We start from the raw sequence: 24194 nt of genomic DNA, 5'->3' as shown, positions 1-24194 counted from the left end.
ATCAGCGCTCCAGGCGAAAAATTGACAGGGACTCATTGTCTTCATCCAGCCCTTGATTGGCGCGGTAAGCTAGATGCAGTGAGACATGCTTTTGATTGGTCAACGTGTTCTCGAAATGCAGGACCAAGCCCGCACTTACGATGTGGCTGGTCGGGGCGATAGGGAATACGTCCATTCCTTGGTCGTCACGGAGGGTACTTAAACTTCCTGACCATTCGCTTACGCCTAGAACAAAGCCTGGTAGCAGTACGGTGAACTCAACGGTTGGTTGAGGTGTGGCTACTTCATTGTGTGTAATGGCTGTCCAGTTTGGTGGGGACCAGTGATCGTTCTGATGCCATCGGGTGTCGACTTTAGTTATGCCGAGTGATACAGCCTGCTCGGCGGATAGTAGTTTGGGTCCGTAATGCTCGTTGTGCCAGGCTTTGATCTCGGCTTGTAGTGAGTCATAAACAGGCAGTTTTTTCTGATAGTCCAAGGCAATGTCAGGACGCACCTCTCCATCATTGATGCGATTGCCAAAGATGCTGCGTGCGGCCCAGAGCTCAATTGGGCTGTGAAGGTGCTCGTGTGCCTTGGCGTGCAGGTACAGGCCTCCTGCAATGATGGCTACGCCCACGAGGACTAGGGCGGCTGCGGCCCATCCGGCAAAAGGCACTACTGACGTAGCGCCAGCAATGGCAAGTCCAGCCTCAAGGACGACTGCAGAACCAACAGCCATGGTTAAGCTACCAGTCACCGTGTAGTCGGCAGCCGCTCGATTGCCATTCGACCTCTGACGCCCAGCCTTGGAGAGATCAGAAAACAGGCCGAATGCTATTGCAGGATATCCCGCTAAACGAGCAAACAAATTACTGCTTAAGAATTTGATGATTCCGTTACCGAATGCCATCCCTGGCGCTGTCGAACTTAACCTCAGCATGACGGCCTTCTGCGTCGCCCGCACGCTAACCAGCGTCGCCGCTGCTGCACCGATCACCCCGAAAATCGACGAAGCAAAACCCAAGGTGTATTCCGGGGCATTGCTCTTTTGCAGGCTGTTGTAGGCCGTCTGGAGCGATAGGATGTTGTACCACAGCATCCCCGCGTTCAAACCTCCGCCTCCGCCCGAGGTGAGCATCCCGAGAAAGTTGGGCTTCACCCGTGCAGTGGTGGTCAGTTCGATCGAGACCGTCCGGCTCCCCGAAATGCGCAGCTGCTTCATCTCCTCAACCTGCGCCATGCCACTCTTCAGGTACTTCTCCACCTCCTGGCTGAACGGGTTGTTCTTGATGGCCTGCCCGGTGATCCGGTAACGCGCTGCCAATAGCCCCAGCGCTTTCTCGGCATTCGCTTCACGCGCCGCCAACAACACCTGCTGGCGCAGGCCATGGCTGGCGTCCCAGCGGGTTTGCCCGTGCAGGCGTTTGAGCACCACGGTATTGACCGACTGGGCGGTGAGGTCGGTGATGTCGGCCATGGCCGGGAAGCGACCGGCCAGCCCCTCGATCACATTGTCGCTGGCGCCGAACAGGCTGCCGATCGAATCGGCCTTGTCCTTGAACGGGTTGAACGGCGCCAGGGCGGTGTACAGCGGGCTGTCGTCCCGGTCCAGCCACTGCTCCAGGCGTTTGAAACGCCGATCCTGTTCTTCGGCGCCCGGTGTCGGTTGGCCCATCGGGTGAATCAGCAGCGCCAGGGAGATTTCCAGGCCTCGGGCGGACACGATTTCGTCGCGGTCGTAACAGGCCAGGGCGGCGGCCAGGCTGTAGGGGTTGTCGATATGCTCGGGCTCGGCTGTCGCCAGCCAGGCGTCATGGTCGTTGCTGGCGTGCAAGGCCTGGTTGCGCAGGGCGGCCATCCGGCGTCCCAGCTCGTCGCGTTCGGCGAGGAAGCGCCGGTATTTGTCCAGATCGAGGCGCTGCGCCAGGCGCGCGCCGTGGGGGGAGTAGTCCTTGTGGGTGAGGGCCTGGAAATGTGATTCGGCGGGCGACAGGGCGGGGCCCCGGCGTTCCGTGCCCAGCCGGAACGCGGCGAGTTCGGGCGAGGCAGCGTCGGCCGGGTACATACTCTCCAGCGTCTTGTTCAGCAGCATGGCCACCAGGTTGCGATGGTGAAAATCACGGCTCTGCGTGCTCAACTGTTCGGCATCCAGCTGGAAGCACGCCGGCACGCGTTCGTTCTCGGGCGGTTGGGCGGGTTTGGTGTGTTGCAGCTGCTCGGCGGGCATCAGGTCACGCAGCTGGTGCTGGTAGGCCGATACCGACAGGCTCAGGTCCAGGGCCATGCCTTCGGCGTCGGCGAGCGCGACCACCACTGGCACTTTGGGTTGGGTCCAGGGATAGTGCCGGGCCACGGCGACGAGGTTGCCGATGGGCAAGGTGTCGGTGATCGGGTCGCTGCTCCAGCTCAGCGGCATGCGCCGCTCGGTGGGCTTGAAGTCTTCGACCCAGGTTTGCAGGGCACTGACCGGCAAGACATGGGGCTGGGTCGAGGGTGCCCGGTTGCCGGTTATCAGTTCGGCCATGTCCAGCCGGCGCATGTGCCGTTTAAGCAGGGCGGGCGAGCCGGTGATGCGGGCGGTCATGGCGTTGGTCCACAGGTGCGGGCTGTAGCCGATCCACACCTCCCTGGCGGTATCGGGGCAGGTGTCGGCCCACACCCAGCCCATGGGGCGGCTGGACAGGTAACGGTCACGCCGGTGGTAGCCATCCAGCCCTTTGTAGAGCAGCTCCTTGTACAGGCCCGCGCCGACGTACTCATGGATGACCAGCTTCTGGCCCAGAGCGCCTTTCATGAACACGTAGACATAACCCGGGCGCAATGCGCGGAGGGTATAGGCGGAGCGCTGCAGCGGGGCGAAGCCTTGCTCCAGGTTGAAGCCTGAATCGGCGTAACGGCAGGCGGGTGCGTCAGCGGTGCGCGGCACGATGGCATAGCGGATGGGCAGAATGGGGACGCGTGCGCTGCAGGCAGGGCCGGAGGTGGCGCTGCTGACGGAAGCATCAGTCATGTGAACTCCTTGTTCAGCACTTGCCGTTACAGGTCGTGCACAAGCCCAGTGCGCACTACTTAGGCTTCGAGAAAGTTGAAGAATGAAACTTTCTTGATCAATGAAGTGTGGTGAATGAATCTTCAGTTGATCTTAAAGTGCAGGACATTGCCTTGATTAAGGCAGGAGTGTCGAGGCGGGAAGTGTAAGAATATGTTGTCGGGTTTTGAGTCTGATAGTTGTGGTGTTTAATGCAGTAAGACAGCTTGTTTATATTTGTAGGAAGTTTCCGTTTTTATTGGTAGTGCATAAACACTTAATTCTTGCACTTGGCCATCACCACTTGACACGTTCTAGGCGTGCCTCCTGACCGGGTGGCATAGCGCACGCAGTTGTTCAGCGACTTCTGCCGGGCAATGCTCAGGGTATTCCCCCACGCCAGACCGCCTTCTCCGGTTGAGGGGACTGCTTTGGCAAAGCAGTTCGAGCCTACGGTAGAAGCTGCATAGCGTGCCTTGCTGTTTTTGCTGGAGCAGCCAGCAGAGAGCGCCAGGCTGAGGGCGAGCAGGGTGGTCAGAGCCAAGGAGGTATGGGGGCCCTTCGTGATACTGCTCATGTTTACTCCGGCTTCATGTGTTGAATACCTTGCAGGATATTTCATTCACGCGAAGCGGTGAACTGTTGCATCGCAGTAGCGGGCTGATTCGTATGTGCAGACATCGGCGAAGCTGCAAACAGGCGGGGCGCTGCGCGCCCCTTTCGTGACGGAAGGCCCCGCTCATACGGGGCATGCAAGGCTTCAGTGTGTTCCGAAGGTCAGAAGCGGTAGTTGAAGCTGGCTTCCAGCGTACGGGGTGCCCCTGGGGTAACCAGGTCTACCGAGCCATGTGCCGAGGCATAGTAATCCCGGTCGAACACGTTCTTCAGGCGCAGCGCCGCATCCCACTGCGGCACGCTGTACAGCAGCGCGGCGTCGAAGGTGGTGTAGCCCGGCATCACCACCACGTTGTCGAGCGCGGTGTAGCGTTCGTCCACGTAGTTGGCGCCAGCGGCCACGCGCCACTCCGGGGTCAGGGTGCGTACCAGCCAGACGTTGGCGCTGTTACGCGGCGTCAGGGTAGGGGTCTGGCCTTCGTTGGCCACGCCGTTGGTTTTGCTGTTGGACTTGGTGATCTCGGCATCCAGGTAGGCGTAGCCGGCGTAGATCTGCCACTTGTCCGTAAGCTGCCCGCTGACGGTGGCCTCGAAGCCGTCGGTGCGTTGTTCGCCGGCCAGCACGGTCAGGTTGGGGTTGGCCGGGTCGGCGGTCTTCATGTTGGTGCGTTCCAGGCGGAACACCGCCGCTGTCAGCGACAGGCGGCTGTCGAGCAGGTCCCACTTGGCGCCGATTTCGTAGTTGGTGGTTTCTTCCGGTTCCAGGTGCTGGTTGGTTGGGCTGACCGCGAACACCTCGCCCGAAGGCTGGTAGCTGCGGCTGACCGACACGTAGTAGGACTGGATGGCGTCTGGCTGGTAGACCAGGCCGGCACGCGGGCTCCAGGTCTTGTCGGTACGGTCGAGGTCGACGTTCTGCACGCGGTCGTCGTCGTACTCCTGGCCAAAGATGTCATAACGCACCCCGACCAGGGCCTTCCAGTGCTCGTTCAGCTCGATCATGTCCTGCAGGTACAGGCCGGTGGTCTGCTGGAAGTTGGTGCCTTTGGAGGAAAGGTTGGCAGCGTGCTCAGGTACCGATACCAAGGCGTCGCGGTACACCGGCACCTGGGCCACGTTGTTCTGGCTCAACACGCGCTGGTACTTGTCCTGGAAGCCCACCTCCACGCCGTACAGCAGGTTGTGCTGCATGCCGGCCAGTTGCGCCTGTTGTTTGAGCTCGGTCTGGTTGAATACGCCGTATTCGTCACGGGCCACGTTGCCGCGGTTGAGCTTGACCAGCAGTTCGCCGTTGGGCGCAGTGACGAAGCGGGTCGGGCTGCTGTCAGCCAGGGTGTTGTTGCGGTCCAGGTCGTAGCGGTAGTAGCGGCTGGTGTTGGTCAGGGTGAAGTTGTCGTTGATGCGGTAGTCCAGGCTGGCGGTCAACGAGAACACTTCGCTGCGGGCATAGTCCTGCTCGGCGTCGCCAGAGCCGAAGCGCTTGTCGCGGTCCACATCCACGGGGCGATTGCCCAGGGCCGGGATGCCGAAGTCGATCAGGCGCTTGTCGTACAGGTAGGTGGCACCCAGGTTCAGTTCCAGGTCGTCGGACAGGCGGAAGTAGGCCGACGGCGCAATGGCCTTGCGGTCGATGTAGCCATCGTCGCGGAAGGTGTCGCTGTCTTCGAAGGCGCCGGTAACACGGTAAGCCTGGTTGCTTTGCGGGTCGGCCCAGCCGGTGTCGAACTGCGTACGGCGCTTGCCTTCGCTGTCGAAACTCATGCCGACCTCGCGCTTGGGCGTAAAGCTTGGTTTCTTGCTGATGCTGTTGATCAGCCCGCCGGAAGAGCCGCGGCCATACAGCACGGCTGCAGGGCCCTTGATGACCTCGACACGCTCGATGTTGGACAGGTCGCGGAAGTACAGGGCGTCATCCCGCACGCCGTCGATGTACATGTCACCAATGGCGCTGAAGCCACGGATGGTCACCTGGTCGCGCTGGCCGTCGCCGTTGGACAGGCCGATGCCGGGCACGTTTTTCAGCACGTCTTCCATGGATTGCGCGCCTTGGTCCTTGATCACGCTTTCAGGCACGACGTTGACGGTTTGCGGGATGTCACGCAGTGGCGCGTCGATCTTCATGGCGCTGCGGCTATCACTGGCCTTGTAGCTTTGTTGCTCGTAGGCGCTGGTGACGGCAGTGGCGGGCAGGGCGAGTGAGCCCTGAGCATCGGGTTGAACGGCGGCGTGAACAGCAGGCACTACTAGCAGGCCCAGCATGGAAATGGATGCTGGGGCAACAGACCTTTTTGCCATTAAAGGTGACTCTTTGTTGTTTTGAAGGTCACGAATAGTAATGATTTGTAAATGTAAAGCAAGTGTAAAGAGTTCGCATTTGCTATTGCAAGGGTGGGCATGACGAAAACGGGACGAAATAGGTCGCGCCAGCAGGGTGGCGGACAGGGTCTATGCTTGTTGGCGCGCGAACGTTTCGCGCCCCTATCCGGTCTTGATCACATGGAAGCAGGCCTATGAACCCGATCCGCTCTCTTGCGCGTGCTGTTGCTTTGGCCACGCTGGTGTCCGCTACCAGCCTCACTGTGCACGCTGCAGATATCCCGATTGCCAGCGAGGCGCTGGAAAGTCACGTGACCACGCAGGTCACCGCCATCGACCTGGCCAACCGCCAGGTCACGGTGAAGGGCCCAGATAACAAGAAGGATGTGACGTTCCAGCTGACTGAAAAGGCCAAGGCCCTACCCAACCTCAAGGTGGGGGACCAGGTCGACATCTTCGTGACCCGTGCCGTGGCCTATGTGCTCAACACGGATGTGGGCGGGGCGCCGAAGGCCAGTGAGGAGTCCGGCACCATTCGCGCCACGGCGCAAAACCCCAACCCGGGCGGCGAGGCCTTCCGCCAGGTCAGGGTCACCTCGCAGATCAAGAAGATCGACCTCGCCAAACATGAAGTGAGCCTGCTGCCGCCAGAGGGCAAGCTGCAGGTGGTCAAGGTCGAGAACCCGGACCTGCAGGCGCGCATGAAAAACCTCAAGGTCGGTCAGACCGTCGACGCGATCTACACCGAAGTGCTGCGCGTCGAAACCTCGCGCTGATTTCAGCTGCTGCCGACCTCGGTTGCCTCCGAGGTCGAGCGTGGGGTGCGGGCATGTGCTGTGAGCAGCCGGATCAAGGGTGAGGCGATGAAGGTACTGATGATGGCCATGATCACCAACAGGGTGAAGTACTCCTTGGGAAGTACGCCCAGGTCATAGCCGACATTCAGCACGACCAGCTCCATCAGCGCCCGGGTATTCATGCACACGCCTATCAGCGCCGCATCACGGCGGCTTTCGCCAAGCAGGCGGCTGGCTCCGTAGGCACCGAAAAACTTGCTGGCGAAGGCCACCAGGCAGATCAGCAGGCAATTCCACAGTGCGGTCGTGCCTTCCAGGGCACCCACATCCGTGCGCAGGCCGGTGTAGGCGAAGAATATCGGCAAGAAGAATGCATTGACCACGCCACTGACCTTGGCATTCCACTGCTGGACGAAGCGGCGTTCAGTGTGCAGGGCAACGCCGAGAATGAAACCGCCGATGATCGAGAACACGCCGATCAGGTTGGTCACGGTCGCGCTGGCCAGCAGGATGATCAGCATCAGCGATATGCCTTGGGCCGTCAGCGGTCGGCGCTCCAGGTCGCCGAGGATCCAGCGCATGATCAGCGGTCGCACCAGGCCGATCACCAGCACAATGAACAAGCCCAGCGCCAGCACCCGGGCCAACGAAGCCCAAGGGTTGAACTGCGAGGCGATCAGCGATGTAACGCCACCAAGGATGAGCCAGCCACAGACATCGTCTATTGCCGCCGCACCGATGGTAAGGGTGGCGACTCGCGAGCGCGAAAGGCCCAGTTCCATGAAGATGCGCCCGAGGATGGGCAGGGCGGTAATTGACAGTGCCGTGGCGAAGAACAGCTGGAACGCCAGCAGGGGCGGTCTGTCCCCGCTGATTTGCTGCCAGAAGTACTCGGCAGTGAGCATGCCGCTGGCAAAGGGTACCAGCAGCCCACCCATGCTGATGATGATGACCGAACGCTTGCGGCCCTTGAGGTGCGCACCGAACTCGAACTCCAGGCCGACCTGGAACATCAGCAGGATAAGGCCGATTTGTGCTGTTACCACGAAGGCAGTGGCCGTTTGCGGTACGAACAGCGCGGCCAGTTGCTCAGGAAAAAAGTAGCCGAGCAGGCTTGGGCCTAGCACCAGCCCGGCAAGGATTTCGCCGGCGACTGGCGTTTGGCCCAAGCGGCGGGTGCTGAACCAGGCGATCAGCCGCGAAACACTGAAGATCACGATGAGCTGCAGTAGAAACATCAGGGTCAGGTGTTCGGCCTGGGAGCCAACGGCTGACTGTGCCGGCGCCGTTGGCGCGAGTTGCACGGTACTGGCGTGAAGGGTATTGGGCATGATGGTGTCCCGAATGTGTTGGGTCAGAAGGGCGGTGCGATCCAGCCACCGAATGCGAGCTCCAGTGAGCGCGCTGCGTCGAGCAGCACATGCTCCTGGCCGGGGCCGGCCACCAGCTGCAGGGCCACCGGGCAGCCTTGATCGAGGCGCCCCATGGGTACCGTCAGGGCCGGCAGGCCCAGTACGTTGAACAACGCGGTGTAGCCGATATCCCCCGGGTAGCGCAGGGCATGGCCATGCTCGGGCGAGGTGCCGGGCAACGCTGGCAGGGCCAGTACACTGTTGCCATCCAGCCGTTCGGTCAGCGCGTGGAACAGGGCATCGCGTTTGGGTAGCTGCCTTGCAAGGCCGGGGTTACCCAGGCATTCGCCCAGGCTGTCGAGCACGGTTGCCAGCCAAGGCCCGGTGGCATGCTGCGGTTGGCCGAGCAGTGCTTGCCAGGCATGCGCCAAATGCGCCACAGGCTGGCCGTCACCGAGAATGTCGGCCAGGCGCACGCCGGTTTCCTGCTTGAGCACGGCCAACCAGATGGCGAACGCATCGTTCAGTGCGTGGGGTAGCCAGCGCTCGACATGGGTGCCTTGGCTTTGATAGTGGTGGGCCACGTCATCCAGCGCCTGAGCCACGGCCGGCGAAACCCGGCTTCCCCAGGCCAGGCGTTCGGGCTGGCACAGGTACAGGCGTTGCAACGCTGCAGGCGGTGGGCGGTGTACGTAGCTGTCGAGGATATTGCGGTCCAGTTGGTCAGGCCCGGCAATGATCTCCAGCAGCACGGGCAGGTCTTCGGCATGCCGACACAATGGGCCGGCAGCAAAGTGCCTGGCGATGGCCATGGCATTCGGCTGCCCCAGGCCGCGTTCGTCCAAGGGGAGATGCCCGGTCAGTGGCACCAACCCCCGTGACGGCTTGAGGCCGAAAATGCCGTTGCAGGCAGCCGGGATTCGCACCGAGCCACCGCCGTCGGTACCCAGCGCGAAAGGCACGCAAGCGCTGGCTACCAGCACGGCATCACCGCCACTGCTGCCACCGGCACTCCGGTCGTTCCGGTAGGGGCTGCTGGTGCGGCCGTAGACCGGGTTATCGGTTTCTGGCCATAGCGCCATCTCGGCCTGGTTACCCAGTGCGACCGGAATGGCGCCCGCATCGATCAGGCGTTGCGCGGCGGTGGCGGTAAACCCGGCAACCTTGTGCTGTCGGCGGCGTGAGCCGCACGTTTTGGGCGCATCGGCCAGCCCCAGGCCCTCCTTGAAGCTGAAGGGCACGCCATGCAGTCGACCCAGCAGGACGCCTTGGTCTCGCTGGCGTTCGGCAACTTCGGCGGCCCGCCGCGCCTGGTCGTACAACGCCACTGCCACCGCGTTGCAGCGCCGTTGCACGGTTTGGCAGCGGCGGATGCTGTGTTCGACCAGTGCTACCGGCGACAGCGTGCCATCACGGACCCCGGCAGCCAGGCGCACACCGCTATGAGCCAGCAGTGCGTCGCTGCTGGCTTCGGCCATGGGCATGCCCATCAGTGGCGCGCCAGGTCGAGGAAGCCGCCGTCGCTGCCGAACGGCGACTTGAGCAGCTCGGGCGCCTCGCCGTACTTGTAGAACAGTGAAGGCATCAGCCGCAGGCTGGTAGCGCGTCCCAAGTCCTGCAGCGTGCCCAGGCTATGCCGCGCCAGCAGTTTCAGGTGGCGAGGCGCCAAACTCCAGCGCACCATGCGCATCAAGCGTAAGCGCAGCAGCGCCGAGCGCAGGAAGTAGCTGGCGGCGTATCGCGGCCGGGCCTGGTTGTCGGCCTTGTACAGGGCGAAGTTGATGGTGCGCGAATACAGGTTGGGGATCATCTGCGGGCTGATGCCCGGATTGGAACGGCGTACTTCACGTAACAGGCAGGCAAAGGGCAGCGGTGATGGCTGCAGGTCCCGCGTGTAGCGTGGCAACAAATCGGCGAATTGCTGGGCCTGATGGCCGTCGAGAAAATCACCGCTGACATACATGGGCAACACCACATGGAAGTACGCCATGTTGGCGAACAGCAGCGTCCAGCCCATCAGGAACGGGTCATCCATTACCTCGTACCACTTGCTCCAGGTGTCCTGAAGCGCCAGTTGCGCCTGGATGTGCGATTCCAGGCAATTGACATAGGCGGGCGTCAACGTGCCCTGGATGTCTTTCTCGATCATGGCGGCCACTTGCGGTATCTGCTGGGCTACATAGGCCAGCCCCGCACTGTTGGCCGGGTCGAAGGTGAACGCTGCATCGCCGATCAGGAACCAGCCATCGGTGGAGTAGTACTGGTTGGCCTCGTACATGTAGTTGTACATGGCGTGCTGGTCGATGACTTCGCCCGATGCCATCAGCTCGGTGATCACCGGGTGGTCTGCCATGACCCTTTCCTTGAAGGCTTCCAGCGTGCCAATCCGTTCGTTGATCATGTCCGGGCGGTAGGTAATACCGATGCTGATCATGTCGGCACCGTCTTCGCTGCGCATGGGTATGAGCCAGATCCAGTAGCCCTTGCCGTAGAAGTGATGGGTGACGTAGTACGGGTCGAAACAGTGATGCTTGTCCTTGTGGGTGTTGATGCTGTGCAGGATGTTGCGATCAAACTGGCGAAGGCGGAACCAGAACGTGCTGCGCTGGTAGGTCGGCTCCTTGTGCAGCTTCAGTTTCTTGGCCATGAAACGGTTGCGGCCGGTGGCGTCGACCACCCAGTCGGCGTCCATTTGCCAGGTTTGCGCTTCGCTGCGCAGGGTCAGGCGGTGACGGGTGTGCTCGCCTTCGTGCAGGTCGACCGCAGCCACGTCGGCCTCGATCAATTGCACCTGCTGGTCGGCCACGATGGCACGCAGGTCTTTGTCGAAGCTGAAGCGGTTGAGGTTGTAGGCGGGCATGCGGATCACCCCAGGTGCCTCATGGACCACGTAGTTACGGCACTCCGGGTTGTTGCGCAGTTTCAGGTAATAGGTCAGGCCGTATTTGTGGTAATGCTTTTCTTCAAGCAGGCTGCCCAGGCCGATACCTTTGAAAAAATGCGTGGTCAGCTCGACCGTCGACTCACCGACGATCGGCCGCTTGCGGTCCGGGCGGCCGATCAGCGTCACTTCTACGCCAGGCAGGCGCTTGCGCAGGTACAGGGCAGCCAGGTGGCCGGCCACGCCGGCCCCCATGATAGCGATACGTTTCATGTCATCAGTCCGTGATGGGGTGGGGCACCGGGAAAACCGGTGCCGGGGAGTGGCACTCAGTGGCTGGCGGCTTCGATCAGTGCCTGGGGTTCGGCGCGCTCGGAGTAGTCGACATTGATGAACGCCCGGCGTATGTGACCGTCCTGGCCGATGACGAATGCGCTGGCCATCGGCAAACTGAGGTCGTCGCTGGCATTGAGGGCCTTGAGGTCTGCACCAAGTGAGCGGTACACCGCCTCGAGCTCCGGTTCCAGTTCGAAGACGATGCCGTACTGGCGCGCCAACTGGTTGCCGGGATCGCTCAACAGTTGATAGCGCACCCCCAGGGCTTCGCGGGTTTTCCAGGTGGCGGCAGGGCTCTGGGCGGAGACAGCCACCAAGGTGGCACCGCTGGCGGCCAGGTCACCCACCATCTGCTGGTATTCGCCAAGCGCGGCATTGCAGAACGGGCACCACAGGCCGCGATAGAAAACCAGCACCAATGGGCCGCGTGCCAGCAAGGCATGCAGGTCTACCGCCTTGCCATCGGCATCCTCCAACACGGCCAGTGGTGCGCGGTCACCGGCTTTCAGCGCATGGGCTTCGGGGTGGCGTGCGATCAAGGCCTGTAGCGATGTGCTGAATTTTTCCAGCACGTCGGCGGGCAGTTGGCCCATCTGCTGTTTGATGGCGTCGAGTTTTTCCTTGAGTGACATGCTTCTCTCCTTGTGGTGATTCACTGGGGCAGGCTTCGGGTTGCCCGGGCGTGGATTCGCTGCGAGGCCTTGCAGCCGGGGGGATAGCGCTGGAACAGCTGGAGTACCCAATCGGGTCGGGTTTTGCTGGCATCGTTAAGCCAGTTGGCGACCGAGTCCTGGGCGTACTTTTCAGCCTCGGCCAACAGCGGCACCAGCAACGGCTCGGCCACTTCCGGTTGTTCTTTGAGCGCGGCTATGTGCTCACACCAGACGCCACGTGGGCGCAGGATTTCGATACAAAAGCGTCGCACCAGCGGGTCTGCGTCGCCTGCGTAGCGGCTGAGCAATGGCAGGGCGGTGTCCAACTGCTTTGCCAGGCGTGGGCGCAGGGCAATCCAGGCCCATTCGCGTACACCAAAATGCTCATCGCGGGCGAAGCGCAACTGCGCCAGCAGGGCGTCTTGTGCAGGCAGCGTGCGCGAAAGGTGCGCCTGAGCGAAGGCTGCCCAGCTGCGTACGGTGTCGGACGGGTGCGCACAGCATTGCTCGAACACCTCCTGGCGCAGGGGGGCGGGCGCATGTTCCAGCCATTGGCCCAGCGCCAGGCCGATGGCTGCAACCTTTTTTGACAGGCCCAGCGTCTGAACCTGGTCAGCGCAGGCAGCCAGTTGCGCGACCAGCGCCGCAGGTAACCGGGTGACCAGTGCATTGGCCAGTGTCGCCTGATCCACGGCCAGGCATTCGGCCAGGTTGCGGGTTGGCAGTTGGCCAAGGTCGATCAGGGACTTGCGATCATCAGTCATTGCTGAGGCTCCATCACAGCAGGTTGGCAGTGGGGGGCTGGCGCCAACGGGCAGTAACGCCCTGGCGCGAGCAGGTGCTCTGGGTCCAGCGCATCCTTGATGCGCTGGCCGAGTTGCCAGGCAGGCGCTTGTGTTTCGCTCAGCAAGCCCATGAAGGCCAGGGGAAGCCGATAGGGCAGTACGCCTTGCTGTTTGCCCGTGCGGAACAACTGCCGGTAGCAGTCTTCGGCGCGGCTGCTGCCGGGGGCATCGTTGCGGTCGAACAGTAGCGGCACGGTGCAGTCGATTGCGCGGCCCGACAAGGTGGTTAGGGTAACCGGGCAGGGCATGCGATGGGTTTCGCAAGCCTGTTCCATGTGCGAGACGAAGGTGGCTACCTGCTGGCTGCGCAGAGGCAGGATAGGCGCGTACCAGATCAGGCCACAGTTGTCCCGGGCCGGGTCGAGCAAGGTGCCTTGCTGCGGTTGCGCACCTGCGGCGTAAGCCAGCGGCAGTGCCACCTGGTTCGGCTGGCCTTCCATCAGTTCAACGCCCATGCGCAGTTTGCTCAAGGTCAGTTGCCAACGCCTGGACCAGGCCCCCGGCAGCAGACGCAAGGCACGCTCAGCCAGCGCCAGCTGGCGTTGGCTGCGGAACAGGTAACGGCTGCAGAACCGCCGCAGTTCGCTGCGGATGATGCCCTTGAGCGAGGCCAGCTGCGCCTGTTCGCAGTAGATCGAACCTACCCCCATCCAGGCGGGCAATGCCAGCGATTGCGCGGCGGCGTTGCGTTCGGCCGGGTTCAGTTGGGTAAGGGGGCGGGTATCGTAGGCCATGCTTAGCAGACGCGTGCTGTTCATCAGGTTTATGCCGCCCACCTGGCTGCCGCAACGTTCCAGAATGCGCTTGATGCCATCGAGGGCGGCCGGGAGCTGTGCTGCCGAATCCACCCAGAAATAGAACGGTTGCACGACCTGTGGGCGCTTGACCAAGGCGATCGACATGTTTGTCACCACCCCCAGCCCGCTCTGGCTGAACAGGCCGTCCAGGTAGGGGCCGATGCCCCATTTGAAGCAGGCGGTTGTGCCCGTTGCCCACATCGGCGAGCGATAGCGTTGGCCATCGGGCAGAATGGCTTCAAGGCCCATGACGGCTTGCCAGTGGTCCGTTAACGGTGTGATGCCAAAGCCGCGCTCCAGCGCGTTGGCCAACACACTGCAGGTGGGCCCTGCGCCGGTGACTGGCGTAAGGAATGGCAGGTTGCGACTGGCCAGGTAATCGGCCAGCGCGGCCTGGGTAACCCCTGGCTCAAGGGTGACCACGCCCAGAGCCTCGTCGAAGGCAAGGATCTTGTCCATGCGCGACAGGTCAAGTTGCACGCAGCGCTCGTGAAGCGTTGCAACGCCGCCATAGCCCCAGTTGTGGCCTGTGCTAACCGGCTGCACCGCGACACCGTGCAGGTGTGCAATGGCCAGGCAGGCAGCTACCTGCTCGCTGTTGGCTGGCCTGAGCCTGGCACTGGCATGGGCGGGCGAGCGCATGGTGTCCTGGCTCAGCTGGCGCAGCGTGCTGGCGTCACTCTGCACATGGGCGTCACCCAGCACCGCGCGCCAGGCTGCCAAGGCGGCTTGCAGCCCTTGCGGCTCAGAACGCACTTGCCAGGCCTCCCATGCCAAGGAACAGCCGCAGCTGGTCGACATCGGCCCGACGGCTGCGTGGCAAATCGCGGTAGCGTCGCCGAAATTCGCCCTTCATCGCTGCCACACAGCGCCGCTTGGGGGTGCGGATCACCATCATCAGAGGGCTGACCGCCGTGCTGTAAACCTTGGCACAGGGGCCCAGGTAGCTGGCGGCAAGGGTCTGGAATTCTTCCAGAGAGAAAGCAGCCAACAGCGAATTGCGGTAGTCGAGCAGTGTGGCCTGGTCGGCCCCATCACTGGCGCGGCTGACGAAATAGTCCACCGACTCTACCGACTTGAGCCGGCCAAAGTCGTTCAGGTAGATGGCCCGGTCATTGCGGAGCACGCGTGCGATGTTGCGAAACGTGGCTTCCAGTTGAGCGAGGTCGGCCAGGTGATGCAGCGCCATCGAAGAGATCACCACGTCAACGCTACGGTCGGCGATACCGGCCAGGCGAGTCATGTCTTCCTCGCGCAGTTCGACGTTGTCGATGCCTTGCTGGCGAATCGAGGCCTGCCCCACCTCGAGCATGGTGGCTGACAGGTCGGTGCCGATGAATTCGGCTCTCGGGTTCAGGCGGGCCAGTTGCAGCAACAGGCTGGCCGGGCCACAACCGATGTCCAGCACGACATCGCCGGGTTTGATCAGTGCACACATCTGGGCGCAGTGGTACAGGTACGTACCGGACAGCGCCTGGCCTTGGCCTGCACTGTCGGCGTAAGCCGAGACACAGGCGTCGTCGGCCATTACCAGATCAGGCTCAGGCGTGCGCACCAGCGGGTGCCTGAGGGTAATTTCCCTGTAGATCGCGCGCAGCAATCCCATGTCCATGAACGTATCCTCCATGAAAGTCGTGTGGTGTGGAGCGCGGGGCGGGCTGCTCAATCCAGTTGCAGAACCCGCCGTACCCGCGGCGTCAGATGGCGCGGCGAAGTGCCGCAACGTGCCATGTGGGTGAGCACTTCGTCAGTGCTCCAGTGGGTTTGAGGCGGCGCGACGGGCAATTGGATGTGCGGGAAATGCCGTGCGCAGAAGAAGTCGAAAAGATCGGTGTGCTGCTGCTCGACGGTAAAGCCAAGGCCTGGGTGCTGGTAGACCTTGGCGAACACCTGGCGTGCCTGGTTCAGGTTCAACGCCAGGGGTAGCGACAGGGCATTGTTGAGTTTGGTGTAGGTCTGCACAGGGCCAATGGGCGAAAAGAACAGCACGTTGCGGTAGAAGCTGGCCGCGCGAGGGTGCACGGCGATCAGCAGGCTATTTACCCGGCGATGGTCCATGGCCCAACGGAACATGGCGTTGTACAGCATGAGGGGCACGCCTTTGCCTTTGTAGTGGCTACAGACCGCCAGGGTGCCGACTTCGGCCAGACGGCCACCGCCCAGGCGTTGCAACACAGCTTCGTTGACATGCACGTCTTCCAGCGGCAAACCGAGCGGCGAGTCTTCGATCAGAGATACGGTCCCCACCACCTGGTCACCTTTAAGTGCCACGAACGTGGTGGTGCCAGGTAGCAGATGAAAGGGTGAGAAGCGCATGCCGGCGCGGCACACAGTAGCAATGCCGCGACGGGCATAGCTGTCGTTGACCAGGCGCAGGGCCTGCTCGAGTTCGTACAGATTCTGCACCGGTCGAAAGCTAAAGCCTTCAATGGCTAGCGGGTGGCTGGAGAGGCGGCGAATGAACAGCCGCCGGTAGAGTGCTGCTGGCAGGCAGGCTTCAAGCCAGGCCTGGCGCCGCCTTACCTGGTCGCGCTCGCTGTGCACGCGCGGCTTCCTGCCGATTCGTGCCAGTACGCTCTGATTCTGCAACATCATCCACCTCCATGTGGTTTGACGGGTGTATTGGCTTCAGTCCTTGTCGGGTGGCAATGCCAGGGCAGGGCTCGCCGAAAGTGCCTGCAGCGTGGCGGAAAGGGCTTCCCTTTGTGTGTTGTCCAGCGTGTGCATGATCGTGCCGATCCAGTCGGTGTGTTCGGCGAATACCGCGTCCAGGACAGCAACACCTGCCGGGGTAAGGCTGATGCTCAGTTTGCGACGGTCATGGGCATCCTTGCGGCGCTTGATGAAGCCGTCGCCTTGCAGGCCGTCGAGCAGGCCGGTGACGGTGCCCGAAGTGATCGCCAGACGCGTCGCCAGTTCCAGCGGCGACAAGCGTCCGCCAGCCGCTTGCAACGTCAGCAAGATGGCGAAACGCCCCTCTGACAGGTTATGGCGAGCCAGGCGCACCGCGCACACGCGGTTGATTGCCGCAGCCGCGGACAGCAGTTCGAAACACAGGCGCACGCTTTGCCTGGCGTCGGCAGGGGCCTCTGCCAGTGCGTCGAGCATGATGTGATGCTTGTTCTCAAGAATATTCATAAGGCGCAGTTTATCTTGGTGCCTTAGTAAGTCAACAGTGCCTGTGTTACAGGGCTGCGACAGCGATTGAATTATTGCGTTGCATGCCTGATTTTCATGCATGTTACGAATAGTTCATGTGCATGATTTTGATTTCCATCAGCTTGGTGCATTGCACGATGATGGCGGTCATCAAAACGTTGAAAAGGCACGGCCATGTTCAGTAAATCCATGCTTCTGTTGGTTCTGCCGCTTGCCCTGGCGTTGTTTGCCGGTGCCGTATTGCCCTTTCAGGCCACCGCTAACGCTGCCGTAGGCCGGGCATTGGGGCACTGGTTATGGGGGGCGTTCACCTCGTTAACGGTGAGTTCGCTGGTGGTGATTGTTGCCCTGCTGGTTCTCAGGGTGCCTGCACCGGATATGGGCAAGGCGCTGCAGGGGCCTTGGTGGCTGTGGGTAGGGGGTGTTCTGGGGGCTCTGTATGTGGCCGGTGCTGCTGCACTTATCCCTAGGCTGGGGGCGGCGGGCTTCCTGGTACTGGTCGTGGCAGGGCAGATCATCACCGCAGTGCTGGCCGACCATTTTGGGGTAATGGGGTTGGCTGGCAAGCCACTCAACCTGGCCAGGCTGGCAGGCGTGGTGCTGATTTTATGTGGCGTGCTGCTGGTGCAGGGCACCTGGACGACGGCGACACCGGCCGGTGCCGCAGCGGTGGTGAAGCAGCCAGAAGGTTGATCAGCCCCCCGGTTGGCTGCAGGCCCACACGGTTTCGCGTAGCCAGCGATGCCCGGGGTCGTTGTCCTTGCGGCTGTGCCAGGCTTGCTGGTAGTCGAACGAGGCGATTGCCAACGGCGGCTCGAACTGGCGTAACGCCGTGTGCGGGTGCAGTGAGCCTACGGCGCGGCTGGCCACGGTAAGGATCAGGTCGGTACCGGCCAGTACCTCCACCGCTGCGCTCCAGTGCGGCAAGGCCAGGGCAATTCGACGGCGCAGGCCTTGGGCCGCCAGCGCACGTTCAATCTCATCGAAGGCGTCCGGGCGCATGGCCATCAGTACATGCGGGCGCGCCAACCAGTCTTCCAGCGTCAAGCGGCCGCTGGCTGGCAGCACCTGGCGGTCGGCGACGCTGATGAAGCTGTCGGCAAACAGCGGCTGGGTGGTGATGCCCTGGGGCCGGTCCGGGAAGATGCCCAAGGCCAGGTCCAGTTCACCGTCGAGCAGTTGGGCCAGCATGGTTTCGCGGCTGGCCTGGCTGATGGCCAGGTCTACCCCGGGTGCGACCTGGCGCAGATGGCGCATCAGGGGTGGCAGGATAATGCGCGACGAGTAGTCGGACAGCGACAGCCTGAAGCGGCGCTGGGCCTTGGCCGGGTCGAACTGGGGGGTGGCGAGCAGGCCGTTGAGGCTGCCCAGCGCATCCTGCAGCGGGCTGGCCAGCGACTGGGCGAGTGTGGTGAGCGCCATGCGGCCGTTCTGGCGAACCAGCAAGGGGTCGTCGAAGTGTTTGCGCAACTGAGCAAGGGCGTGGCTTACCGCCGGTTGGCTGCGGTGCAGGCGCAGGGCGGCGCGGGTCACGTGTTTCTCGCTGAGCAGCGCGTGAAGGGCCAGCAGCAGGTTGAGGTCGATCTTGCGCAGTTCATCCATGGGGTGAATGGCTTTATCACTATCCAAAGGTCTTGATCAGATTAACAAATACAAGCACCGACATGTCGTTGCTGACGGTGTTAGGGGCATTCAATTCTTTGCTGCAAGAGGTGCAGATATAATCTGCATCCAGCCTGATTGTTCAACTTTGCCAGCCTCATTAGCCTGACTCGAACATTCATCCAGCAGGATCCGATCATGGCTACCCGAATCATTCTCGATACCACCGGCACGGCCGATGTCATGCAGCTTGAACACGTCGACGCGCAATCGCCAGGGCCTGGCCAGGTCTGGCTGGAGCAGACCTTCATTGGCGTAAACCCCCTTGACGTGTTGCAGCGCAAGGGTGGCGCAGCGCTGTCATTGCCCTCGGGCTTGGGCCTGGAAGGCGCGGGCCGGGTTGCGGCCATCGGCGAGGGGGTAACCAACGTGCAGGTGGGCGATCGGGTCGCCTATGCAATGGGTCCAGTAGGCGCCTATGCCAGCGGCCGGCTGTTCCCGGCCGAGCGGCTGGTCAAGCTGCCACCGCAGCTGGATGACGAGGCCGCCGCAGCGGTGTTGTTCAAGGGCATCACGGCGCAATACCTGCTGAAAACCACCTGTGCTGTGGGGCCGGGAACCCAAGTGCTGCTGTACGGTGCCGCCGGTGCTTTGGGCCAGCTGATGGCGCCTTGGGCGCGGCATCTCGGGGCGACAGTGATTGGCGTGGTATCGCGCCCGCAGAGCGTGGGCAGGGCGCAGGCGGCTGGCTGCCACCATGTGCTGGTGTTCGATGCGGCAACACTGGCCGGTGAAGTACGCGAGCTGACCCAAGGGCAGGGCGTGGACGTGGTCTATGACTGTGTCGGCAAGGTGTCGCTGGACGCTTCGTTGGACAGCCTGCGGGTGCGCGGCCTGCTGGTGTCGTTTGGCGGTACCTCCGGTGCCCCGGCGGCGATCGAGGTCGCCACGCTCAATGCCAAAGGCTCGCTGTACCTGACCCGACCGTCGCTGGCGGCACATACGCGCACGGTTGACGAATATCAGCAACGCGCCGCCGATGTGCTGGCAGCCGTCGCCGAAGGTATCATCCAGCCTCGGGTCTGGCGTCGCTACCCGCTGGCCGAAGTGGCCAGGGCCCACCGGGACCTGGAACAAGGGCTGTCGGAGGGTGCGCTGGTCCTTACCGCCTGATGCCCGATCACACCACCGAGTCTTGCCATGGATGCCTTCGACAGCCGCCGCGCCGATGAACGTGCCACCTTGCTGGCCCTGCACGAGCAGGGGTCGTTTGCCGCTGCCGGGCGGCTGCTGGAGCGCCACCCCACGGTGCTGTCGAAGCGCCTGAGTGCACTGGAGGCCCGCCTGGGCATTCGCCTGGTGGAGCGCAGCACACGGCAGTTGCGCTTTACCGATGAAGGCGAGCGGTTGGTGGCCAAGGTGCGCGAGGCCAACCGGCTGATCGCCGAGGCGGAACAGGAAGCTGCCGAGGGCGCGGTCGCGGTGCGCGGGCGCTTGCGCCTGGCGTTGCCGGCGGCCATGGGCCGGCGCTGGTTGAGCGGGATGCTGGCCGACTTTGTGCTGGCCTACCCGCAGGTGGCGGTGGAGGCTGAGTACGCTGATCGATTCGTCGACCTGATCGGCGAAGGTTTCGACGCCGCCATCCGCATTGGTGAGCTGGCGGACAATCGCCTGGTCGCCAGGAAACTGTGCGATCACCTGCGCATCCTGTGCGCTTCACCCGAGTACCTCGCTCGCCAGGGCGTGCCTGCCCTGCCGGAGGACCTGGTCGGTCATAACTGTTTGGGGTTCAGTGGCTTACGTTCATTTCCTGAGTGGCGCTTGATGAGCGCTGGGCAGCAGGTAAGCGTTAAAGTCGCTGGCAACTTACGCAGCAATGACAATGAGGCGCTGCTGGAGGCGGCGCGGCGTGGTGTGGGTATTCTTGCCGGGGGGGACTGGCTGATGGGGGAAGACCTTGCCCGTGGGCGCCTGGTGCGGGTGTTGCCGCAGTGGCAGCTGGATGTGGCCGCGGGCATCTACCTGGTGCGGCCGACCGCGCGCCTGAATACAGCGGCACTGGGGGCATTCAAGGCCTGGCTGGAAGACCGCTTCAAGGCCGGAGCCCCTTGGCGGCCTTGAAGCGGTCTGTCGTTATTCAAGACTTATTCTAAAGTTTATTTCATAAGCATTTGATAAATAACAAATTATCTTCTTGCTATAGCGTGCTGAACGCACTGTTCATAGTAAGTCTGCCTGATTGCCGACGGCTTTAGCCGCGAGCGGCTGTTGTAGGTCTGCTCGGTGATACCGAAGGCGGTCATGCGCATCCACGGTTTTGGGAATTTGCGTACCTGCAGCTTCTTTCGCGTGGCATACAGCGTTACCCCGGAAAGCTTGGCCTGTTGGGCTTCGGCGGCTATCTGCGCCCCCCAGGTGCAGGTGTGGCGATCATTCTGGCTTGGCGCCCGGGCTTGGGCGCCGAAAGCGAGCGTGGCCAGCAGGCAACCGGCCAACGTTGCTAGAAGTACTCGCATGTTGCTGTCCTAAGCATCTGAAGAGGAAGGAAGTTTGCCTTCGCTTTTCAAGGCTGGGGGCCAGCAGTTTGCCGTCAGATCACCGCCATGCGCAGCGGGCTGGTGGCAGGTTTGCGCAGGCTGGCCCAGGCCAGGCCGGCGACCCAGATCACCGACACGCCATAGTTCAGGCGTTGGTACAGGCCGAACAACTGGCCGCTTTCTACCGCTTGGCCCATCAGCGCGACGGTAACGATGGCGAGTACCACGCAGGCCAGGGAGAACAATGACAGAGCGGGCGAACCTGCAATGCGATTGCCCAGCCAGGCCCACAAGGCGCTGGCCAGGGTCAGTGAGAGGAACATCAGCAGGCCGGACAGGTTATGCAGTTGCTGAGAGGTGGACGGCTGCGCCGGAGCGCACCCCTGGTCGCAGGGGAACCAGCCGGTGCCCAGGCTGCCGACACCGTGTAGCAGCACCAGGCCCGCACTCAGCAGTGCAAGTCTGGAGTGACGCCAGCGCCGCGCCAGGCCCCAGGCAAACAGTGCGAACAGTACGGCCAAGGGGAAGTTGTTGACCTGTGGCGACCAGCTATGGGTTGGCGAGCCAACGGCGCCGAGTTGGCTCATGGCCTGTTGCAGGTGGTCGTAGCCGGGGTAGGCTTGGGCAGTGAGCCATACACCGGCCAGCAGCCAGAGGGGGATCAGCAGGCCGCTGGCGAGCAGCAGGCGGTCGTGGGCTTTCATGCCGGGTCTTCCTTCCATGGATGAGTGAGCGCAAAGGCGCACAGTACAGGCTTGCACTGGCTTTGGGCCAGCTTTTCCCGAGGTGGGGCGACAGGGATGCGCAATAAATACCGCACCGGATGTATGTGATCGTACAACTGCATGCGCTATGATGAGCGCTGTCTTTCAAGGTGAAACACAGGGCAATGACAGAGCAGCAGGTACAGGCAAGGACCCGGCGCAAGCCGCGTAGTCTGGCCCAGGAACTGGTCACGGTGCTGACCGAGCGCATTCGCAGTGGCCAGCTCAAGCGTGGCGACAAGCTTCCGACCGAATCGCAGATCATGGCTGAGGAGGGCGTCAGCCGCACCGTGGTGCGTGAGGCGATCTCGCGGCTACAGGCCGCCGGGCAGGTCGAGACCCGTCATGGCATCGGCACCTTCGTGCTGGACGCGCCGGCCACAGGGGGCTTTCGCATCGACCCGGCCACCGTGGTCACCCTGCGTGAAGTGCTGGCAGTGCTGGAATTGCGCATTGCCCTTGAGATCGAGTCGGCAGGCCTGGCGGCACAGCGGCGCAGCGATGAAGAGCTTGCAGGCATGCGCGCGGCGCTGGACGAACTCAACGAAGGGGCGGCCCATGCCAACGATGCCGTGTCGGCAGACTTCCAGTTTCATCTGCGCATTGCACAGGCCAGCGGCAACCATTACTTCGCCGACATCATCAACCACCTGGGTACCAGCATCATCCCGCGTACCCGGCTGAATTCGGCGCGGTTGGCCCATGATGACCAGGCGCATTACATGAGCCGGTTGATGCATGAGCACGAAGCGATCTACGAAGCCATTGCCCGGCGTGACAGCGAAGGGGCGAAGATGGCCATGCGCATGCACCTGAGCAATAGCCGGGAGCGTTTGCGTCAGGTGCATGAAGAGGCTGAGGCGCAAGGGGCCTGACATTTCTCTTGCCTGCGGACACTGCCAAAAGAAAGCCCCGCCATGCGCGGGGCTTTCTTGTATCAGGCAATCACTCAGATCGCCCCGTCACGCCACTGACCATTTACCAGGCGGCGCAGACCCAATGGGTTGCCGTCGCGCAGGGCTTCAGGCAGCAGCGCCTGCGGGTAGTTCTGGTAGCACACCGGTCGCAGGAAGCGGTCGATGGCCAGGGTACCTACCGACGTGCCGCGCGCATCCGAAGTGGCCGGGTAGGGCCCGCCGTGGACCATCGCATCACACACTTCGACACCGGTCGGGTAACCGTTGACCAGAATGCGTCCGACCTTCTCCTCCAGCAGCGGCACCAGCCAGGCAAAGGCCTCGAAGTCCTCCTGCTCACCGATCAGCGTCGCGGTCAGCTGGCCACGCAGGCCGAGCAGGGCGGCGCGCAGCTGGTCGTTGTCCTGCACTTCGACCGCTACGGTGGTTGGGCCGAACACTTCTTCCTGCAGCAGCGGGTCGGCATTCACCAGCAGGCTGGCGTCGGCCTTGAACAGCTGGGCGCGGGCCTGGCTGCCTTCCTGTGGCTGGCCAGCCAGGTGCTGGATACCCGCGTGGGCGTGCAGGTGTTCCAGGCCGCCGACGTAGCTGCGCAGGCCGCCGGCGTTGAGCATGGTCTGGCCGGCCTGGGCGTTCAGGTGCTGGCCAAGGTCGGCCAGCAGTTGGCTGAACTGAGGCGATTGCAAGCCGATGACCATGCCTGGGTTGGTGCAGAACTGGCCGGCGCCCATGCACACGGAGCCGGCCAGTTCGCGGGCGATGGCCTCGCCACGTTTGGCGAGGGCGCCCGGAAGGACGATCACCGGGTTGATGCTGGACATCTCGGCGAACACAGGGATGGGTTGCGGGCGCTCGGCAGCCATGCGGCACAAGGCGTCGCCACCTTTGAGCGAACCGGTGAAGCCGACAGCCTGGATGGCCGGGTGCTTGACCAGCCACTCGCCCACGCCGCCACCGAATACCATGTTGAACACACCCTTGGGCATGCCGGTACGCTCGGCGGCGCGCACGATGGCGCAGCCGACCAGGTCGGCGGTGGCCATGTGGCCGCTGTGTGCCTTGAACACCACCGGGCAACCGGCAGCCAGGGCGGCGGCGGTGTCGCCACCGGCGGTGGAGAAGGCCAGCGGGAAGTTGCTGGCGCCGAACACGGCGACCGGGCCAACGCCGATGCGCATCTGGCGCAGGTCTACGCGCGGCAGCGGCTGGCGCTCGGGCAGGGCCAGGTCGATACGGGCACCGAGGAAGTCACCCCGGCGCAGCACCTGGGCGAACAGGCGCATCTGGCCGCTGGTGCGGCCACGCTCGCCTTGAATGCGGGCAGCGGGCAGGGCGGTTTCGCGGCAGACGATGGCGACGAAGGCGTCGTCCAGTTCGTCCAGTTCCGCGGCAATGGCTTCAAGGAATTCGGCGCGCCGCGCCGGGGCCAGTTGGCGGAATTCGGCGAAGGCAGCAGCGGCGGCTTTGGCGGCCTGGTCCACTTCGGTTTCAGTGGCCTGGGCAAAGTTGTAGGGCAGGGCCTCGCCAGTGCTGGCGTCCAGGCTCTGCAGGCGCTGTTGGCCGGCGGCGCTACGCTGGCCGGCGATGAAGTTGTGGCCGAGGATTTCAGGCAT

Annotated in this window: 21 protein-coding genes; 5 read left to right on the top strand and 16 right to left on the bottom strand. The window is 62.8% G+C overall.

What is annotated here, in order from left to right; all coding sequences use genetic code 11:
- Position 1 precedes the first annotated feature (1 nt).
- From N436_RS11725 to N436_RS11715, 3 genes are all read right to left on the bottom strand, one after another.
- Positions 2-2992: a T6SS effector BTH_I2691 family protein gene (locus tag N436_RS11725; RefSeq protein WP_110741099.1), complete on the bottom strand. Its 2991-nt coding sequence runs from the start codon at positions 2990-2992 to the stop codon at positions 2-4.
- Positions 2993-3287: 295 nt separating this feature from the next.
- A complete protein-coding gene (locus N436_RS11720; RefSeq protein ID WP_105947454.1) occupies positions 3288-3587 on the bottom strand; it encodes a hypothetical protein in 300 nt (99 codons plus the stop codon).
- Positions 3588-3787: 200 nt separating this feature from the next.
- On the bottom strand, positions 3788-5920 hold the full coding sequence (locus tag N436_RS11715) for a TonB-dependent siderophore receptor (RefSeq protein WP_177410879.1): 2133 nt from the start codon (positions 5918-5920) through the stop codon (positions 3788-3790).
- 215 nt (positions 5921-6135) lie between these two features.
- Between N436_RS11715 and N436_RS11710 the strand changes: the two genes are divergently transcribed.
- Positions 6136-6717, top strand: coding sequence for a hypothetical protein (locus N436_RS11710; RefSeq protein WP_105947456.1), 582 nt, complete (start codon positions 6136-6138; stop codon positions 6715-6717).
- 2 nt (positions 6718-6719) lie between these two features.
- Here the strand turns inward: N436_RS11710 and N436_RS11705 are convergent, their stop codons facing one another.
- From N436_RS11705 to N436_RS11665, 9 genes are read right to left on the bottom strand one after another with little or no spacing between them, the layout of a single operon-like run.
- The gene (locus N436_RS11705; RefSeq protein WP_110741097.1) at positions 6720-8069 is read right to left on the bottom strand and encodes a cation:proton antiporter; all 1350 of its coding nucleotides are present in this window, start codon (positions 8067-8069) and stop codon (positions 6720-6722) included.
- A 23-nt stretch (positions 8070-8092) separates the two neighbouring features.
- Positions 8093-9580 carry an amidase gene (locus N436_RS11700; RefSeq protein WP_110741096.1) on the bottom strand — a complete coding sequence of 496 codons (1488 nt, stop codon included), beginning with the start codon at positions 9578-9580 and terminating at the stop codon, positions 8093-8095.
- Positions 9580-11244 carry an NAD(P)/FAD-dependent oxidoreductase gene (locus N436_RS11695; RefSeq protein WP_104834591.1) on the bottom strand — a complete coding sequence of 555 codons (1665 nt, stop codon included), beginning with the start codon at positions 11242-11244 and terminating at the stop codon, positions 9580-9582. Before N436_RS11695 ends, N436_RS11700 begins: the two co-directional genes overlap by 1 nt.
- Positions 11245-11300: 56 nt before the next feature.
- Positions 11301-11939, bottom strand: coding sequence for a peroxiredoxin-like family protein (locus tag N436_RS11690; RefSeq protein ID WP_105947459.1), 639 nt, complete (start codon positions 11937-11939; stop codon positions 11301-11303).
- 20 nt (positions 11940-11959) lie between these two features.
- Positions 11960-12724, bottom strand: a complete 765-nt coding sequence (locus N436_RS11685; protein WP_110741095.1) for a hypothetical protein — start codon at positions 12722-12724, stop codon at positions 11960-11962.
- Positions 12721-14358: an FAD-binding oxidoreductase gene (locus tag N436_RS11680; RefSeq protein ID WP_110741094.1), complete on the bottom strand. Its 1638-nt coding sequence runs from the start codon at positions 14356-14358 to the stop codon at positions 12721-12723. The genes N436_RS11685 and N436_RS11680 overlap by 4 nt, the downstream gene beginning before the upstream one ends.
- Entirely contained in the window at positions 14348-15214 is an 867-nt protein-coding gene (locus tag N436_RS11675) for a class I SAM-dependent methyltransferase (RefSeq protein WP_016713824.1), read from the bottom strand. Before N436_RS11675 ends, N436_RS11680 begins: the two co-directional genes overlap by 11 nt.
- Positions 15215-15264: 50 nt before the next feature.
- Positions 15265-16194 (bottom strand): GNAT family N-acetyltransferase, encoded by a 930-nt coding sequence (locus N436_RS11670; protein ID WP_105947462.1) that lies wholly within the window; start codon positions 16192-16194, stop codon positions 15265-15267.
- 36 nt (positions 16195-16230) lie between these two features.
- The gene (locus N436_RS11665) at positions 16231-16740 is read right to left on the bottom strand and encodes a MarR family winged helix-turn-helix transcriptional regulator (RefSeq protein ID WP_105947463.1); all 510 of its coding nucleotides are present in this window, start codon (positions 16738-16740) and stop codon (positions 16231-16233) included.
- A gap of 195 nt (positions 16741-16935) precedes the next feature.
- Here N436_RS11665 and N436_RS11660 point away from each other — a divergent pair, with 195 nt between their 5' ends.
- Positions 16936-17454 (top strand): DMT family transporter, encoded by a 519-nt coding sequence (locus N436_RS11660; protein WP_105947464.1) that lies wholly within the window; start codon positions 16936-16938, stop codon positions 17452-17454.
- On the opposite strand, the gene N436_RS11655 is transcribed toward N436_RS11660, so the two are convergent.
- On the bottom strand, positions 17455-18363 hold the full coding sequence (locus tag N436_RS11655; protein WP_110741093.1) for a LysR family transcriptional regulator: 909 nt from the start codon (positions 18361-18363) through the stop codon (positions 17455-17457).
- Positions 18364-18561: 198 nt separating this feature from the next.
- Between N436_RS11655 and N436_RS11650 the strand changes: the two genes are divergently transcribed.
- Together N436_RS11650 and N436_RS11645 are read left to right on the top strand one after the other, a co-directional pair.
- Positions 18562-19536, top strand: coding sequence for a quinone oxidoreductase (locus N436_RS11650; protein WP_110741092.1), 975 nt, complete (start codon positions 18562-18564; stop codon positions 19534-19536).
- Between the two features lie 27 nt (positions 19537-19563).
- Complete coding sequence (locus tag N436_RS11645) at positions 19564-20484, top strand: LysR family transcriptional regulator (RefSeq protein ID WP_110741091.1); 921 nt, start codon at positions 19564-19566, stop codon at positions 20482-20484.
- Between the two features lie 65 nt (positions 20485-20549).
- Here N436_RS11645 and N436_RS11640 read toward each other — a convergent pair whose 3' ends face one another.
- Positions 20550-20879: a hypothetical protein gene (locus N436_RS11640; RefSeq protein ID WP_110741090.1), complete on the bottom strand. Its 330-nt coding sequence runs from the start codon at positions 20877-20879 to the stop codon at positions 20550-20552.
- Between the two features lie 74 nt (positions 20880-20953).
- On the bottom strand, positions 20954-21604 hold the full coding sequence (locus tag N436_RS11635; protein WP_105947469.1) for a DUF998 domain-containing protein: 651 nt from the start codon (positions 21602-21604) through the stop codon (positions 20954-20956).
- Between the two features lie 185 nt (positions 21605-21789).
- Here N436_RS11635 and N436_RS11630 point away from each other — a divergent pair, with 185 nt between their 5' ends.
- Positions 21790-22539, top strand: a complete 750-nt coding sequence (locus tag N436_RS11630) for a FadR/GntR family transcriptional regulator (protein ID WP_027608907.1) — start codon at positions 21790-21792, stop codon at positions 22537-22539.
- 74 nt (positions 22540-22613) lie between these two features.
- Here the strand turns inward: N436_RS11630 and N436_RS11625 are convergent, their stop codons facing one another.
- Positions 22614-24194 (bottom strand): aldehyde dehydrogenase (NADP(+)), encoded by a 1581-nt coding sequence (locus N436_RS11625; protein ID WP_110741089.1) that lies wholly within the window; start codon positions 24192-24194, stop codon positions 22614-22616.

Source organism: Pseudomonas sp. RV120224-01b (assembly GCF_003208145.1).
In the GTDB taxonomy this organism is placed as follows: domain Bacteria; phylum Pseudomonadota; class Gammaproteobacteria; order Pseudomonadales; family Pseudomonadaceae; genus Aquipseudomonas; species Aquipseudomonas monteilii.
Note: the sequence above shows the minus strand (reverse complement) of the source record. Positions and strands in the feature narration are given on the sequence as shown.